The organism is Rhizobium sp. SL42 (assembly GCF_021729845.1).
Taxonomy (GTDB): domain Bacteria; phylum Pseudomonadota; class Alphaproteobacteria; order Rhizobiales; family Rhizobiaceae; genus Allorhizobium.
In genome coordinates this window covers 545,280-558,443 of the sequence record NZ_CP063397.1, presented here as the reverse complement: position 1 = coordinate 558,443, position 13,164 = coordinate 545,280, and the positions used below count along the sequence as shown (strand labels likewise).

Below are 13,164 nucleotides of genomic sequence, written 5' to 3'. Positions count from 1 at the left end.
TGCGACATCCCCACGCAGCCTTCGCCCCGTTTGCATACTTGTCGTTTACGGGGACGCCTGTTATCTCTCCTCGTCTGTCGGGGGATAGAATGACGAAGCGTGGACCGATTGCGACCTGGATGACGATGATGCGCATTGTATGCGTCGTCGCCCTGTGCGCCGTCGGCTTTGCCCACCGGGCGCCTGTCGTCGCTGCCACTGCGCTGACTGCCGCAGAAATCGCTGCCTTGACGCTGCCTGACGGTTCTCTGCCCGACCTTTGTCTGCCTGGGCAGGCCGAAGACGGCAAATCGAAGACGCACACGGCTTCCGCCGATTGTGAAGCCTGCCGGATCTCCGGACAGAGCCTGCCACTCATGCCGACGGACATGGTCGGCATGCGCCTGCCTATCGTGACCCATATTGCCTTGCCGCGTCGGGCCGAGGCATTCTATCGGCAACTTTTCCCCCCAAATGGTGGCCCCCGAGCCCCACCCGTTTCGGTCGTTTGATCTGAGCCCGGTACGTCGGCGGCCCTGCCGCCTGCGTCCGGATATCGTCAAATCTGGCCGTTGACCATGCCGTCAAGCATGTCCGGCCGAAGTCCGGACCTGCTCATGCTTGAATCCACCATGCCGTTGCGCCCGCAGGCGGCGATGCCGCCCCTGCCGCCCTCCCATCAGGATGCTGACCGCACCGACCGTCAGCGTGCTGTACTCCTGCCGCCGCGAACGACGATTTTTCTCGAAGGCTTCGCCCGCTCGCCGCATTACCGGGTGGTCGAGGGATGCGTCGCAACATCGCAAGCCCTGTCCGACGGTCGGCGCCAGATCATCGATGTCGTCGGTCCCGGACGTCTGTTCGGGCTCGGCCTGGGCGACCGCAATCATTGCTCCGCCGAGACCCTCGGCTGGACCCGGTTGCAGCCCTGTGACGACAGTACCGGCCCGCAGGCACTGGAGACCGCGTTGCACGAAATGCTGGCGCGATCGCAGGCGCTTGCCATGCTACTCGGTCGCAAGACGGCCCCTGAACGGGTCGCCTGCGCCATTCTCGATCTTGCCGGGCAATTCGGTCGTCCTGCACGCCAGCGCAAGCGTGGCGCCGTGACCTTCCATCTGTATCCGACGCGGGGCGATCTTGCCGATTGGCTCGGCCTCACGATCGAGACGGTCAGCCGATGTTTCACCCGGTTGAAGCGCGCTGGGCTGATCGAATTCCAGACTTCCGACCTCGTGACCCTGCTTGAGCCCGCGCAACTGGCGCGGGTGGCCTCCGGCAACGGTCCAATCCCACATTCATTGATCTAGAGAGGATCCCATGTCGACTGTTCAAGGTCTTTCCCCCGCCGCCGAGGTGTCGCAAAACGCCTCGCGCCGGTTCTACTTCACAGCCTGGCGCTGGCATTTCTATGCCGGTCTCTATGTTGCTCCGTTCCTGTTGATGCTGGCGGTCACCGGCCTCGTGATGCTGTGGTCTGCCGTATTCGTCGGACGCGACGGAGAAAAATACTACCGCGTCGCGCCGCAGGCCGAAACCGTTTCGGTATCCCGGCAGGCCGAAGCGGCTTTCATGACCGCGCCGGACGGCCAGATTGTCCAGTATATCGCGCCGCGAACGGCCGATGGCGCTGCCGTCTTCCGCATCAACCAGGGCGATGCCTCCAGCATGGTTGCGGTCGATCCCTACACGGCCGAGGTGCTGGGGACCTGGGAGCGGCACAACGGCCTCTATGATCTGGCCAACACCATTCACGGCACTCTCATGCTCGGCACCCTGGGCGACCGGCTGATCGAGATTGCCGCCGGCTTCGGGGTGGTGCTCGTCGTCACCGGGCTCTATCTCTGGTGGCCACGCGGCAACCAGGGCGCCGCCAGTGTCCTTTTGCCGAATTTTGCGGCAAGAGGCCGGGCGCTGTGGAAGTCCCTGCACCTGACGGTCGGCTTCTATATCTCGGCGATCCTCCTTGTCTTCCTGCTGTCGGGGCTGACCTGGGCCGGTATCTGGGGCGAGAAAATGACCCAGGCCTGGAGCACGTTTCCGGCCGCAAAGTGGGACAATGTGCCTCTGTCCGACGAAACGCATGCCAGCATGAATCATGGTGGCGTCAAGAACGTGCCGTGGACGCTGGAGCAGACGCCTCTGCCGGCATCCGGCTCTTCGGCCGGGACCACCGGCATACCGGACGGCCAGCCCGTCGATATCGACGCGATCGTCACGCTTGCCCGCACTTTGGGCTTCGACCAGCGCTTCCAATTGGCATTCCCCGGCGATTCGACCAGTGTCTGGACGATCTCGCGCGACACGATGAGCAATGACAGTGCCAATCCCCTGTCGGATCGAACCGTGCATATCGATCAGTATACCGGCAAGATCCTCGCCGATGTCGGATTTGCCGACTATGGCACCGCCGGCAAGGCCATGGCGGTGGGTATCGCCTTTCACGAGGGCGATATGGGTCTATGGAACCTGGCATTGGTCACCGTGTTCTGTCTGTCGATCATCTTCCTGTCGGTCAGCGGTATCGTCATGTGGTGGAAGCGTCGGCCGAAAGGGGCGACCCGCCTCGTTGCTCCGGCGGTCAGCGAGCCAGGCCCGCTGTGGAAGACCGGGGCGGTTGTGATGCTTGCGGTGTCGCTGCTGTTTCCGCTTTCGGGGGCCGTGCTCGTCGGCGTGCTGCTGCTCGATCTGCTGGTGATCCGTCATGTGAAGCCGCTGAAGCGCGCCGTCAGCTGATCAGAAGCGACAGGCGGACGGTCGCGCCCGCCTGTCGGACCAACCTGCAAATCTGTCAAAGGGCTGAAAAGAAGGAAGTTTTTTCACATCTGACAGAAAAATAGAAACGTCTGGCGATGGAGTTCTGCTAGTTTTCGTTCATCCTGCGGGTTGTCATGGTGCTGTTTGCGCGGGGAAGGCCACTCTTGCCTTGGTCAAACAATCTGTGACACTCTGCGCAGCCACAATTCAGGAGACTTCCATGCTGTTTCGCCGCGCTGTCCTTGCCGGTCTGTCCGCTCTCGTGCTTGCACCCTTTTCCGTTTCGGCTGCCGACCTGCCGGATCTCGGCGGCAAGACGGTCGTCGTGGTCACCGAAAACGCCTATCCGCCGCTGCAGTTCGTCGATCCGAAGTCGGGCAACGCGATCGGCTGGGAATATGACGCGATGAACGAGATCGCCAAGCGGCTGAACTTCAAGGTCGAGTACCAGAACACGTCCTGGGACGCGATGATCCAGGCGGTTTCCGACGACCAGTACAATCTCGGCATGACCGGGATCACCATCAAGGACGACCGTAAGGAGAAGGTCGATTTCTCCGATCCTTACATGCGCTCCGAGCAGTTCATGCTGGTGCGCGGCGACGAGGTGCGGTTCACCGATGCCAAGAGCTTCGCTGCCCTGACCGACGGTCTGGTCGGCGCGCAGCCGGGCACGTCTCCGTTCTACACGGCCGTCTACGAAATCCTCGACGGCAACGAGCAGAACCCGCGCATCAAGCTGTTCGAGACCTTCGGCGCCACGGTCCAGGCCCTCAAGGCCGGCGACGTCGATCTCGTGCTGACCGACAGCGTCGCTGCCAAGGGCTATGTCGATTCCTCCAATGGCGGCCTGAAGGTCGTCGGTGGCGCGCTCGGCGCGGAAGACTTCGGCTTCATCTATCCGAAGGGATCCGACTTGGTGCAGCCGATCAATGCGGCCATCGCGGCGCTGAAAGCCGACGGCACGTTCGATGCGCTGAACAAGAAGTGGTTCCTCGACTACAAGATGGGCGAATGAGCCGGCTTCGTCCAAACCGCGACGGGATCGCCGGCAGATGAGCTTTCAGACCCTGCCGCAAGGCAATCAGAAGGGCGACCGACCGTGGTGGTTGGTCGCCTTTGTCGTGCTGGCCGTCCTGATCGGCCTCGTCATCTTCTTCAGCGATCTTTACGCACAGGTGTTCAACACGGTGGCCCAGGGCATCTGGGTCACGGTCTTCGTCACACTGACCGGGTTCCTGCTGGCGACCACGCTCGGGCTGATGATCGCGCTTCTGGGCATGGCCGACAGCGTGGTGCTGCGCCAGATCGCCCGCTTCTATGTCGAGGTGGTGCGCGGTGTGCCGATCCTCGTCCTGCTGTTTTACGTCGCCTTCGTCGGTGCGCCGGGCTTTGTCGCGCTCTACAACCTCATCGTCTCGCCGCTCACTGCTGCCGGTCATCTGGAGCCGATGGTGGTGCGCGACGTTTCCTTGATGTGGCGGGCGATCATCGCGCTGATGATCGGCTATTCGGCCTTCATCGCCGAGATCTTCCGGGCCGGCATCCAGTCGATCGACAAGGGTCAGATCGAGGCGGCAAAGGCGCTTGGCCTCAGCCGTAGCCAGCGGTTCCGCCTGGTCGTGTTTCCGCAGGCGATCCGGGTGATCTTTCCGCCTCTGTCGAACGATTTCGTTGCCATGGTCAAGGATTCGTCGCTGGTCTCGGTGCTTGGCGTCGCCGACATTACCCAGATGGGCAAGGTCTATGCGTCGGGTTCGTTCCGCTTCTTCGAGACTTATTCGATCGTCGCCTATGTCTATCTGGTGCTGACGATCGGCCTGTCGCTGATGCTGCGCGGCTTCGAAAAGCGGATGCGCTCGCGGGCCGAGCGCTCCTGAGTTGCCGGCCGGAAGCACGGGGCCGGGAAACACTCCAGCACCTCCGGCTTCCGGCCTGCCTTCACTCAGTAGATTTCCGGCACATACATTTCCTGTGGCACGGGATGGCGCAGATAGTCGCTGTTTCGCACGCGCTCCGGCAGGACAACCTGTTCCTTCGGCACGGTCTCATAAGGGATCTGGCCGAGCAGATGGGCGATCATGTTCAGCCGCGCCTTCTTCTTGTCCACGGCCTGGACGACCCACCACGGCGCTTCGGGAATGTGGGTGCGCTCCAGCATTTCCTCCTTGGCCTTGGTGTATTCCTCCCAGTGAATGCGGCTCTGCAGATCCATCGGCGAGAGCTTCCACTGCTTCAGTGGATCGTTGATGCGCATGCGGAAGCGGAACTCCTGCTCCTCGTCGGTAATCGAGAACCAGTATTTCAAGAGGATGATGCCCGAGCGGGCGAGCATGCGCTCGAATTCCGGCACCGAGCGGAAAAACTCTTCCAGTTCCTCCTGGCTGCAGAAACCCATGACGCGCTCGACACCGGCGCGGTTGTACCAGGAGCGGTCGAACATGACCATTTCGCCGGCGGTCGGCAGGTGATTGACGTAGCGCTGGAAATACCACTGGCTGCGTTCGCGCTCGGTCGGGGCCGGCAGTGCCACGACGCGGCAGACGCGGGGGTTGAGGCGCTGTGTCACCCGTTTGATCGCGCCGCCCTTGCCGGCGGAATCGCGGCCCTCGAACAGCAGCACGACCTTGAGCTTCTTATAATGCACCCAGTCCTGCAGCCGCACGAGTTCATGCTGCAGCTTGAAGAGTTCGCGGAAATAGACCCTGCGGTCGATTGTCGGCTCGGACAGGCCCTCGGCGACGAGCTCGTCCAGTCGTTCCTCTTCCATCTCCAGTTCCAGCTCCTCGTCGAAGCTATCGATGATCTCGTTCTTGATGCGATTGACGTCGTCATGCGTGGGCGCGGACATTAAGGCTCCTTCCGGTTCGAACGGCAGATCAACGCATGTTTGCGCGAATGCTTTATGACAGCTGGAAAATGTGTCGGCCAGCCCATGCAATCGCTTGCGCGGCAATCCCGCCCATGCGATCGCGGCGGGATGCGTGCAGGCCGACACTGCCGCATTGCCGAGGTCGGGAAAAACTGCTAAAGAAGCGCCCATGGGATCGAAATTCGGATGCCTCGCGCCAGACATTTTCGTGCTGCAAGACCACAAGCGTCTGCCGGCACGTTTTTTCGCGCGCGTCTCCGGGGCGCTCAACAGCCGTCTACTTTAAGACGCCGTAACGCCGGTCTGCCGCTTGGCGACCACACGCCCGATTGCCATCATTCATCTTCACACGGATATACCAGCCATGAGCGCACCGCGTACCCTTTACGACAAGATCTGGGACGACCACATGGTCGATCAGCAGGACGACGGAACCTGTCTTCTCTACATCGATCGTCACCTCGTTCACGAGGTGACGAGCCCGCAGGCCTTCGAAGGTCTGCGCATGGCCGGCCGCAAGGTCCGTGCTCCGGAAAAGACGCTCGCCGTCGTTGACCACAACGTGCCGACCTCGCCGGATCGCCACCTCGGCATCAAGAACGAGGAAAGCCGCATCCAGGTCGAGGCGCTGGCCACGAACGCTGCCGAATTCGGCGTCGAATATTACTCGGCCAGCGACAAGCGCCAGGGCATTGTGCACATCGTCGGACCCGAGCAGGGCTTTACCCTGCCCGGCATGACCATCGTGTGCGGCGACAGCCACACCTCGACGCATGGTGCCTTTGGGGCATTGGCGCATGGCATCGGCACGTCCGAGGTCGAGCATGTGCTGGCAACCCAGACGCTGATCCAGAAGAAGGCCAAGAACATGCTGGTGCGCGTCGACGGCGTGCTGCCGGAGCATGTCACCGCCAAGGACATCATCCTCGCTATCATCGGCGAAATCGGCACAGCCGGCGGCACCGGCCATGTCATCGAGTTTGCCGGCGAAGCCATTCGCGCGCTGTCGATGGAAGGCCGCATGACGGTCTGCAACATGACGATCGAGGGTGGTGCCCGCGCCGGCCTGATCGCGCCGGATGAAAAGACCTTCGAATATATCAAGGGCAAGCCGCGCGCGCCGCAAGGCGAGCAGCTGGAACAGGCGATCGCCTACTGGAAGACGCTGCAGAGCGACGAAGGCGCCCATTACGACCGCGTCGTGGTGCTGGATGCCGCCAGCCTGCCGCCGATCGTCTCCTGGGGCTCTTCGCCGGAAGATGTGATCTCGGTCCAGGGCGCCGTGCCGAACCCGGACGAGATCCAGGACGAAAACAAGCGCACATCCAAGTGGCGTGCGCTCGACTACATGGGCCTGCAGCCGGGCACGAAGATCACCGATATCGCCATCGACCGCGTCTTCATCGGCTCCTGCACCAATGGTCGCATCGAGGACCTTCGCGAAGTCGCCAAGGTCGTCGAAGGCAAGACGGTCGCGTCGACCGTGTCAGCGATGATCGTTCCGGGTTCCGGCCTGGTCAAGGAGCAGGCGGAAGCCGAGGGTCTGGACAAGATCTTCAAGGCGGCCGGTTTCGACTGGCGCGAACCGGGCTGCTCGATGTGCCTGGCCATGAACGACGACCGGCTGAAGCCGGGCGAGCGCTGCGCCTCGACCTCGAACCGCAATTTCGAAGGCCGCCAGGGCTTCAAGGGCCGCACGCATCTCGTCTCGCCGGCCATGGCCGCTGCTGCTGCCGTTGCCGGTCATTTCGTCGATATCCGCGACTGGAAGTAAGGCGAAAGTCCAACGTTTGATCTGAAGAGCCGCCCGCAGCGATGCGGGCGGCTTCTTTTCTGGGGTATTGGTGCGGGATGATTGCAATGGCGGGCAAAGGCGCTATCGTCGCGCCGTCACAAAACTGTCATGCAGCCCCTCCTCGATGGCCTTTCCCATGCAAGATCCGAAATTCTCCACCGTCAGCGCCCGCGCGGTGTGCCTATGAGCGTGATCGCCATCGGCCTGGCACTGATTGCCGCCGTTCTGCATGCGAGCTGGAATGCCTTCTTGCGCACCGGGGCAGACCGGCTGTGGTCGATCACGGTGATGAGCCTTGCGGGCAGCGTCATTGCGCTGCCGTTCCTGTTCTATTTTCCGCTGCCGGATCTCGCGGCCTGGCCCTATATCGTGCTTTCGGCCAGCCTGCAGGTTGGCTACAGCCTGTTTCTCGTGGCGGCCTACCGCCATGGCGAACTCGGCCAGGTCTATCCGATCGTGCGCGGCTCCGTGCCGCTCCTGGTGACGCTCGGCGGCTTCCTGTTCTTTCACGAGGTGCTCGGACCCTACCAGACGCTGGGCGTTGCCCTCGTGGCTGCCGGGATCATGAGCCTGTCGCTCGGCAAGACACGGGCAGCCACGTCCTCGCTGCTGTTCGCGCTCGCCACCGGCTTTATCATCGCCTGCTATTCAACGGTTGATTCCAAGGGCGTGAAGCTTGTCGGGCAGCCGGTTGCCTATGCCATGTGGGTGCTGTTCCTGTTCGGCGTGATGATCTGCGTCACCTATGGCGTGCTGCGTCGCGGATTGCTGATCGACTTTCGCGCCAGCGTCACCTGGAAGGCGTTTGCCGGCGGTGTCGTCGCGATGATGGCCTATGGCCTCGTCGTCGTCGCCTATTCCTTCGCGCCGGCCGGTCTGGTGACGGCGGTCCGCGAAACCAGTGTCGTCTTCGCTGTGCTGATCGGGGCCGCTTTTCTCGGTGAACCGCTGACGATCAAGCGGGTTGCAGCCTGCCTGACCGTGGCCGCCGGGGCAATCTGCGTCAGCCTCTAGAGCGAGAAAGGCGGCCGGGTGGCCGCCTTCATCCTGTTCTGGTTAACCAAATGTTACACGTGAATCAGAAGCTTGCGGTCTTCGGATCCGGGCCGATGCGGGCGGCCGCGTTGTCCAGCGCATTCAGCTCGGCCAGATCTTCGCTCGACAGCTTGAAGTCGAATACCTTGAAGTTTTCGACGATGCGCGACGGCGTCACCGATTTCGGAATGACCACCAGGCCATTGTCGATATGCCAGCGGATGATCACCTGCGCCGGCGTGCGACCAAGACGCGCGGCGATCTTGCCGATGACCGGATGGGACAGAAGTTTGCCCTGCCCGAGCGGGCTCCAGGATTGCGTGACGATCTTGTGGGCGTCGTGGAAGGCCCGTGTCGCTTTCTGCTGGAAGTCCGGATGCAGTTCGATCTGGTTGATGACGGGCACAACACCGGTTTCTCCGATGATCTTCTCCAGATGCTCCGGATAGAAGTTCGACACGCCGATCGACTTCGCCCGGCCTTCTTCCATGAGCTTGGCAAAGGCCTTCCAGGTGTCGACGAACAGGCCGCGATGCGGCGAAGGCCAGTGAATGAGGTAGAGGTCGACATAGTCGGTGCCGAGGCGTCTCAGGCTGGCGTCGAAGGCCTTGAGTGTCTGCTCGTAGCCCTGGTCGACGTTCCATAGCTTGGTGGTCAGAAAGATGTCGCTGCGGGCAACGCCTGATTGCTTGATGCCCTTTCCGACGCCTTCCTCGTTTTCATAGACGGCCGCCGTATCGACATGGCGATAGCCGGCATCGAGTGCTGCCTTGACCGCAGGTGCGGCTTCGTCATTCGGGGTCTGCCAGACGCCGAGCCCGACCTGGGGAATGGTCTTGCCGTCGTGCAGGGTAATATGGGTTTGCTCTGTCATCGTTGAAATCTCCATGAAATATCGGGCGATCGGAAGCGGCGCAGATCTTCGACAAGCGCTCTTGCCAGCGCGCGGCGTGCCCCTGTCTCCCGGTTCCTACTTAGGATGGCCATTGTCCAATGAAAGGGGCGGGTGATGCAATTTGGCTGATCCTGGCGTCAGAGAACCTGAAGACTGGTTCGTGCCGTCAGGAAAGGCAGGAGGCGGCGCATGTCGCGTGGGTGGAGCGCGACGCAACCCTCCGTCGGCGGGTAGCCCGGACGGGCTATGTGGAAGAAGATGGCAGAGCCGCAACCGCGCTTTCGGGCTGACAGGTTCCAGTCCATGACGATGCAGATGTCATAGAGTTCATCGTCGCGTACCAGCCGTTCATGGCTCGGCCGGAAGGGTGCGTTGACCGCGCGGTTGTAGCTGGCATGCTCCGGCGCATCGCACCAGAGCATATGCGCCAGCGCCCGCCGAACCGGCAGCGCGGTCCTTGTTTCCCGCACCCTGTCTCCGCGCAGGTAGCCGGAGATGAGTTTCATCGTGGCGATCGGCGTTGCGCCATCGCCTTCGCGCTTGCGGCTGGTGGTTTGCGAGCGGCCGATTGCGGCGCGCAGGCGCAAGGGTCCCGCCTGCAGGATCGCCTGGCTCCGGCCTGTCGGCGCCCGGCGCACCAGAAGGCGGCGCAGTGTCTTGTCCGGAATTTTCGAGTTGTCGGCTCTGACATTCACGAGATTTTGCCTTGTTCGTGAAGAATGTTGTATTCATATCACTTCAGTTGTTTCGGCAAAGCCATAATTGCCTGAAGATAAAAGCATAAACCTTCGAAATTACGACCCAATCTGGAAGGATCAAGGATGACGGCGCGGACCATTCTGCTCGTGGATGACGACGAGGATCTGAGGCAGATCCTGGTCGAACAGCTCTCGCACTACGAAGAGTTCCAGCTTCTGCAGGAAAACAATGCCACGCGCGCCATGCTGACGGCAAAGACCAGCCAGGTCGACCTGCTGATCATGGATGTCGGGCTGCCGGATATGGATGGGCGCGAGGCGGTGAAGCTGCTGCGCAAGGGTGGCTTCAAGTCGCCGGTGATCATGCTGACCGGCCACGATACCGATTCCGATACGATCCTCGGCCTCGAGGCCGGCGCCAACGATTATGTCACCAAGCCGTTCCGCTTTGCGGTGCTGCTCGCCCGCATTCGCGCCCAGTTGCGCCAGTTCGAGCAGAGCGAGGACGCAACCTTCGGCGTTGGACCCTATCTGTTCAAGCCGAGCCAGAAACTGCTGACCACCGAAGACGGCAAGAAGATCCGGCTTACCGAAAAGGAATCGGCGATCATCCGCTATCTCTATCGCGCCGGCCAGAAGGTCGTCACGCGTGACGTGCTGCTCGAAGAGGTGTGGGGGTATAATTCCGGCGTCACCACCCATACGCTGGAAACCCATGTCTACCGCCTGCGCCAGAAGATAGAGCGGGATCCATCGAATGCCGAAATCCTGGTCACCGAGAATGGCGGTTACAAGATCATTCCCTGACTTGATCTGATCGGTGGCCATGATCCTGCCTTCGGTCAGCGCCATGGCCCTGGTCACGCTCGGTGTCCGCAGACGGCTGCGGACAGCCGGGGATGATGCGCTTGCATGGGTCGTCTCGTCCGCACTTTTGCGTTATGCGTTGAGGACTGCTGCCGGGACCGGCAGCTGCATGCGGTCTGCGACGGGAGACGATGATGGCACTGAGCGACGATATCGACCTGCTTTCGGCGGTTCCGCTCTTTTCCGGCCTGGATACGGACCAGTTGCGCCTGATCGCCTTTGGCGCCGAACATCGGCAGGTTGCCGCGGGGCAGGTGCTGTTTCGTGAAAAGTCACCCGCTGAATGCGCCTATGTATTGGTCAGTGGTACACTGGAGCTGCATGTCATCGGTCGCGGCGGCAAGTCTCGGCTCGAGACCACGGTCGGCAAGGGCGTGATGCTGTCCGAACTTGCGCTGGTGACGATGGTCGAGCGGAAATTCACCGCCGTTGCGGCTGAAGACGTCGATGTCATCCGCATCACCCGGGCGATGTTTCACAGGTTGCTGGAGGAATATCCGGCCATGGCGCGGCATGTCGAGGCGCGCATCAAGCAGTCTATCAGCGCATTGGTTGACGGAACGGCCGCCATGGCGGGCCGCTTCGAATAAACATAGTCAGCTATCAGATATCGAATGTCGCCGTGACGGGAACGTGGTCTGACGGCTGCGTCCAGCCGCGTGCTTCCTTCAGGATATCGACGCGCTTGAGCAGCGGCGCGAGATCGGCCGATGACCAGATATGGTCGAGGCGGCGGCCCTTGTTGGCGGCCGCCCAGTCCTTGGCGCGGTAGCTCCACCACGTGTAGAGCTTCTCGCTGTCCGGCACATGCTGGCGCATCAGGTCGACCCAGTTGCCCTTGCGCATGACGTCGAGCAGGCCTTCGGTCTCGACCGGCGTATGGCTGACGATCTTCAGCATCTGCTTGTGCGACCAGACGTCGTGCTCCAGCGGCGCGATGTTGAGGTCGCCAACCAGCACCGAGGCCGTGTTCGGCTCGCCATCGGCCGACAGTGCCTTCATCTCCGTGATGAAATCGAGCTTGTGGCCGAATTTCGGATTGATCTCGCGATTGGGTTCGTCACCGCCGGCGGGTACGTAGAAATTGTGCAGCCGGATGCGGCGACCGGCCCATTCGAACAGCGCCGAGATGTGGCGGCTGTCGCCGACTCCGCAATAGTCCTGGCGATGATCTTCGGTCAGCGGCAGGCGCGAGCAGATGGCAACGCCGTGATATCCCTTCTGGCCGTGCAGGACGATGTTCTTGTAGCCGAGTGCCGCGATCTGTTCGGCGGGGAACTGGTCGTTCTGGCACTTGATCTCCTGGAGGCAGAGGATGTCCGGGCTTGCCTGCCTCAGAAAGTCCTCGACGATCGGCAGGCGAAGGCGCACCGAATTGATGTTCCAGGTGGTGATCGAAAGCGTCATGACGGTTGTTCCCCAGATGTCTCACGTTCTTAGGGAGTTTCATCCGCCGTGAACAGGAAAAGGCGGCCGGACATGTCTGTCTGCCGCCTTTCTCCACAGGTGAGGCCCGGACAATCAGCGCTGCTGGTTGTGCACATCCGCATAGGGAATTTCAAAGACGCTCTGGTCGAAATCGACGCCGGTCTGGACGTTGAAGATCATCACCGATGTGTCCTTCTTCTGCAGGTCGGTGATGGTCCACTGGCGCAACTCGAAGGTCTTCGGGTCGAACATCAGGGTGATCGTCGAATCGCCGAGCAAGGTCTTGTCGCCGAGCACGATCGTGGTCAGGTCCGCTTCTTCCTTGACGTCCCGGACCATCTTGTTGCCAAGGTCGATGCGCTCGGCCAGCAGCAGGCTGAGCGGCGTCTTCGACAGTGGATAAAGATCCCAGGTCTTCAGCTTGGTATTGCCGATCACGACATTCTTGCCATCGGCGATCACGCGCATCGGCGAGGGTTTTTCATAGTTGAAACGCAGCTTGCCCGGTCGCTGGATGAAAAACTTGCCGCCGGTCTGCTCGCCGCGCGGACCGAACTGGACGAATTCGCCCATCATGTTCTTCACGCTGGAGAAATGGTCGGCGATCTTCTGTGCGGCATCGGTCGCGGCAAATGCAGGCATTGGCGGCAGGGCGGCATAGGCCATGAAAGCCGCAGCGCCGAGGACGAACTGGCGACGGGAGGTCAACGCGGGCATGAATACCTCGCGTTCTGCATTATCTTCACTCATCCGGTACTCCTTCATATGCTTGCATGTCTTGCCGAAAAAAGGCGGCGGCTTCATGACGCAAGCCTGCTCCTCCTGTGCGGCAACTCGT

Annotated in this window: 14 protein-coding genes; 9 read left to right on the top strand and 5 right to left on the bottom strand. The window is 61.6% G+C overall.

The features are described from left to right. Window positions 1-89: 89 nt before the first annotated feature. The 5 genes from IM739_RS02500 to IM739_RS02480 all read left to right on the top strand — a co-directional run bounded on the left by IM739_RS02500 (window position 90) and on the right by IM739_RS02480 (window position 4,616). On the top strand, window positions 90-491 hold the full coding sequence (locus IM739_RS02500; protein WP_237369681.1) for a DUF2946 family protein: 402 nt from the start codon (window positions 90-92) through the stop codon (window positions 489-491). A 105-nt stretch (window positions 492-596) separates the two neighbouring features. Continuing rightward, a complete protein-coding gene (locus tag IM739_RS02495; protein WP_237369680.1) occupies window positions 597-1,289 on the top strand; it encodes a helix-turn-helix domain-containing protein in 693 nt (230 codons plus the stop codon). A gap of 10 nt (window positions 1,290-1,299) precedes the next feature. Further along, window positions 1,300-2,715: a PepSY-associated TM helix domain-containing protein gene (locus IM739_RS02490; RefSeq protein WP_237369679.1), complete on the top strand. Its 1,416-nt coding sequence runs from the start codon at window positions 1,300-1,302 to the stop codon at window positions 2,713-2,715. A 241-nt stretch (window positions 2,716-2,956) separates the two neighbouring features. After that, window positions 2,957-3,754, top strand: a complete 798-nt coding sequence (locus IM739_RS02485) for a transporter substrate-binding domain-containing protein (RefSeq protein WP_237369678.1) — start codon at window positions 2,957-2,959, stop codon at window positions 3,752-3,754. Window positions 3,755-3,791: 37 nt separating this feature from the next. Then, on the top strand, window positions 3,792-4,616 hold the full coding sequence (locus IM739_RS02480) for an amino acid ABC transporter permease (RefSeq protein WP_237369677.1): 825 nt from the start codon (window positions 3,792-3,794) through the stop codon (window positions 4,614-4,616). 65 nt (window positions 4,617-4,681) lie between these two features. Here the strand turns inward: IM739_RS02480 and ppk2 are convergent, their stop codons facing one another. Continuing rightward, window positions 4,682-5,587, bottom strand: a complete 906-nt coding sequence (ppk2, locus tag IM739_RS02475; protein ID WP_237369676.1) for a polyphosphate kinase 2 — start codon at window positions 5,585-5,587, stop codon at window positions 4,682-4,684. A gap of 385 nt (window positions 5,588-5,972) precedes the next feature. On the opposite strand from ppk2, the gene leuC reads away from it, so the two are divergent. Then, window positions 5,973-7,382 carry a 3-isopropylmalate dehydratase large subunit gene (gene leuC, locus IM739_RS02470; RefSeq protein WP_237369675.1) on the top strand — a complete coding sequence of 470 codons (1,410 nt, stop codon included), beginning with the start codon at window positions 5,973-5,975 and terminating at the stop codon, window positions 7,380-7,382. Between the two features lie 204 nt (window positions 7,383-7,586). Further along, complete coding sequence (locus tag IM739_RS02465; protein WP_237369674.1) at window positions 7,587-8,417, top strand: DMT family transporter; 831 nt, start codon at window positions 7,587-7,589, stop codon at window positions 8,415-8,417. 64 nt (window positions 8,418-8,481) lie between these two features. On the opposite strand, the gene IM739_RS02460 is transcribed toward IM739_RS02465, so the two are convergent. Both IM739_RS02460 and IM739_RS02455 read right to left on the bottom strand, forming a co-directional pair. Continuing rightward, entirely contained in the window at window positions 8,482-9,312 is an 831-nt protein-coding gene (locus tag IM739_RS02460; protein WP_237369673.1) for an aldo/keto reductase, read from the bottom strand. A gap of 158 nt (window positions 9,313-9,470) precedes the next feature. After that, entirely contained in the window at window positions 9,471-10,028 is a 558-nt protein-coding gene (locus tag IM739_RS02455) for a L,D-transpeptidase family protein (protein ID WP_237369672.1), read from the bottom strand. Window positions 10,029-10,154: 126 nt separating this feature from the next. On the opposite strand from IM739_RS02455, the gene IM739_RS02450 reads away from it, so the two are divergent. Together IM739_RS02450 and IM739_RS02445 are read left to right on the top strand one after the other, a co-directional pair. Further along, on the top strand, window positions 10,155-10,838 hold the full coding sequence (locus tag IM739_RS02450; protein ID WP_237369671.1) for a response regulator transcription factor: 684 nt from the start codon (window positions 10,155-10,157) through the stop codon (window positions 10,836-10,838). A 194-nt stretch (window positions 10,839-11,032) separates the two neighbouring features. Further along, on the top strand, window positions 11,033-11,488 hold the full coding sequence (locus tag IM739_RS02445) for a cyclic nucleotide-binding domain-containing protein (RefSeq protein WP_237369670.1): 456 nt from the start codon (window positions 11,033-11,035) through the stop codon (window positions 11,486-11,488). A 13-nt stretch (window positions 11,489-11,501) separates the two neighbouring features. Here IM739_RS02445 and IM739_RS02440 read toward each other — a convergent pair whose 3' ends face one another. Together IM739_RS02440 and IM739_RS02435 are read right to left on the bottom strand one after the other, a co-directional pair. Then, on the bottom strand, window positions 11,502-12,305 hold the full coding sequence (locus IM739_RS02440) for an exodeoxyribonuclease III (protein WP_237369669.1): 804 nt from the start codon (window positions 12,303-12,305) through the stop codon (window positions 11,502-11,504). Window positions 12,306-12,419: 114 nt separating this feature from the next. Continuing rightward, entirely contained in the window at window positions 12,420-13,076 is a 657-nt protein-coding gene (locus tag IM739_RS02435) for an outer membrane lipoprotein carrier protein LolA (RefSeq protein ID WP_237369668.1), read from the bottom strand. Window positions 13,077-13,164 lie beyond the last annotated feature (88 nt).

Excerpts from the sequence above, each read along its gene's own strand:
- IM739_RS02500 (WP_237369681.1), top strand. The coding sequence starts at position 90 with ATGACGAAGCGTGGACCGATTGCGACCTGGATGACGATGATGCGCATT.
- IM739_RS02495 (WP_237369680.1), top strand. The coding sequence starts at position 597 with ATGCTTGAATCCACCATGCCGTTGCGCCCGCAGGCGGCGATGCCGCCC.
- IM739_RS02490 (WP_237369679.1), top strand. The coding sequence starts at position 1,300 with ATGTCGACTGTTCAAGGTCTTTCCCCCGCCGCCGAGGTGTCGCAAAAC.
- IM739_RS02485 (WP_237369678.1), top strand. The coding sequence starts at position 2,957 with ATGCTGTTTCGCCGCGCTGTCCTTGCCGGTCTGTCCGCTCTCGTGCTT.
- IM739_RS02480 (WP_237369677.1), top strand. The coding sequence starts at position 3,792 with ATGAGCTTTCAGACCCTGCCGCAAGGCAATCAGAAGGGCGACCGACCG.
- ppk2 (WP_237369676.1), bottom strand. The coding sequence starts at position 5,587 with ATGTCCGCGCCCACGCATGACGACGTCAATCGCATCAAGAACGAGATC.
- leuC (WP_237369675.1), top strand. The coding sequence starts at position 5,973 with ATGAGCGCACCGCGTACCCTTTACGACAAGATCTGGGACGACCACATG.
- IM739_RS02465 (WP_237369674.1), top strand. The coding sequence starts at position 7,587 with ATGAGCGTGATCGCCATCGGCCTGGCACTGATTGCCGCCGTTCTGCAT.
- IM739_RS02460 (WP_237369673.1), bottom strand. The coding sequence starts at position 9,312 with ATGACAGAGCAAACCCATATTACCCTGCACGACGGCAAGACCATTCCC.
- IM739_RS02450 (WP_237369671.1), top strand. The coding sequence starts at position 10,155 with ATGACGGCGCGGACCATTCTGCTCGTGGATGACGACGAGGATCTGAGG.
- IM739_RS02445 (WP_237369670.1), top strand. The coding sequence starts at position 11,033 with ATGGCACTGAGCGACGATATCGACCTGCTTTCGGCGGTTCCGCTCTTT.
- IM739_RS02440 (WP_237369669.1), bottom strand. The coding sequence starts at position 12,305 with ATGACGCTTTCGATCACCACCTGGAACATCAATTCGGTGCGCCTTCGC.
- IM739_RS02435 (WP_237369668.1), bottom strand. The coding sequence starts at position 13,076 with ATGAGTGAAGATAATGCAGAACGCGAGGTATTCATGCCCGCGTTGACC.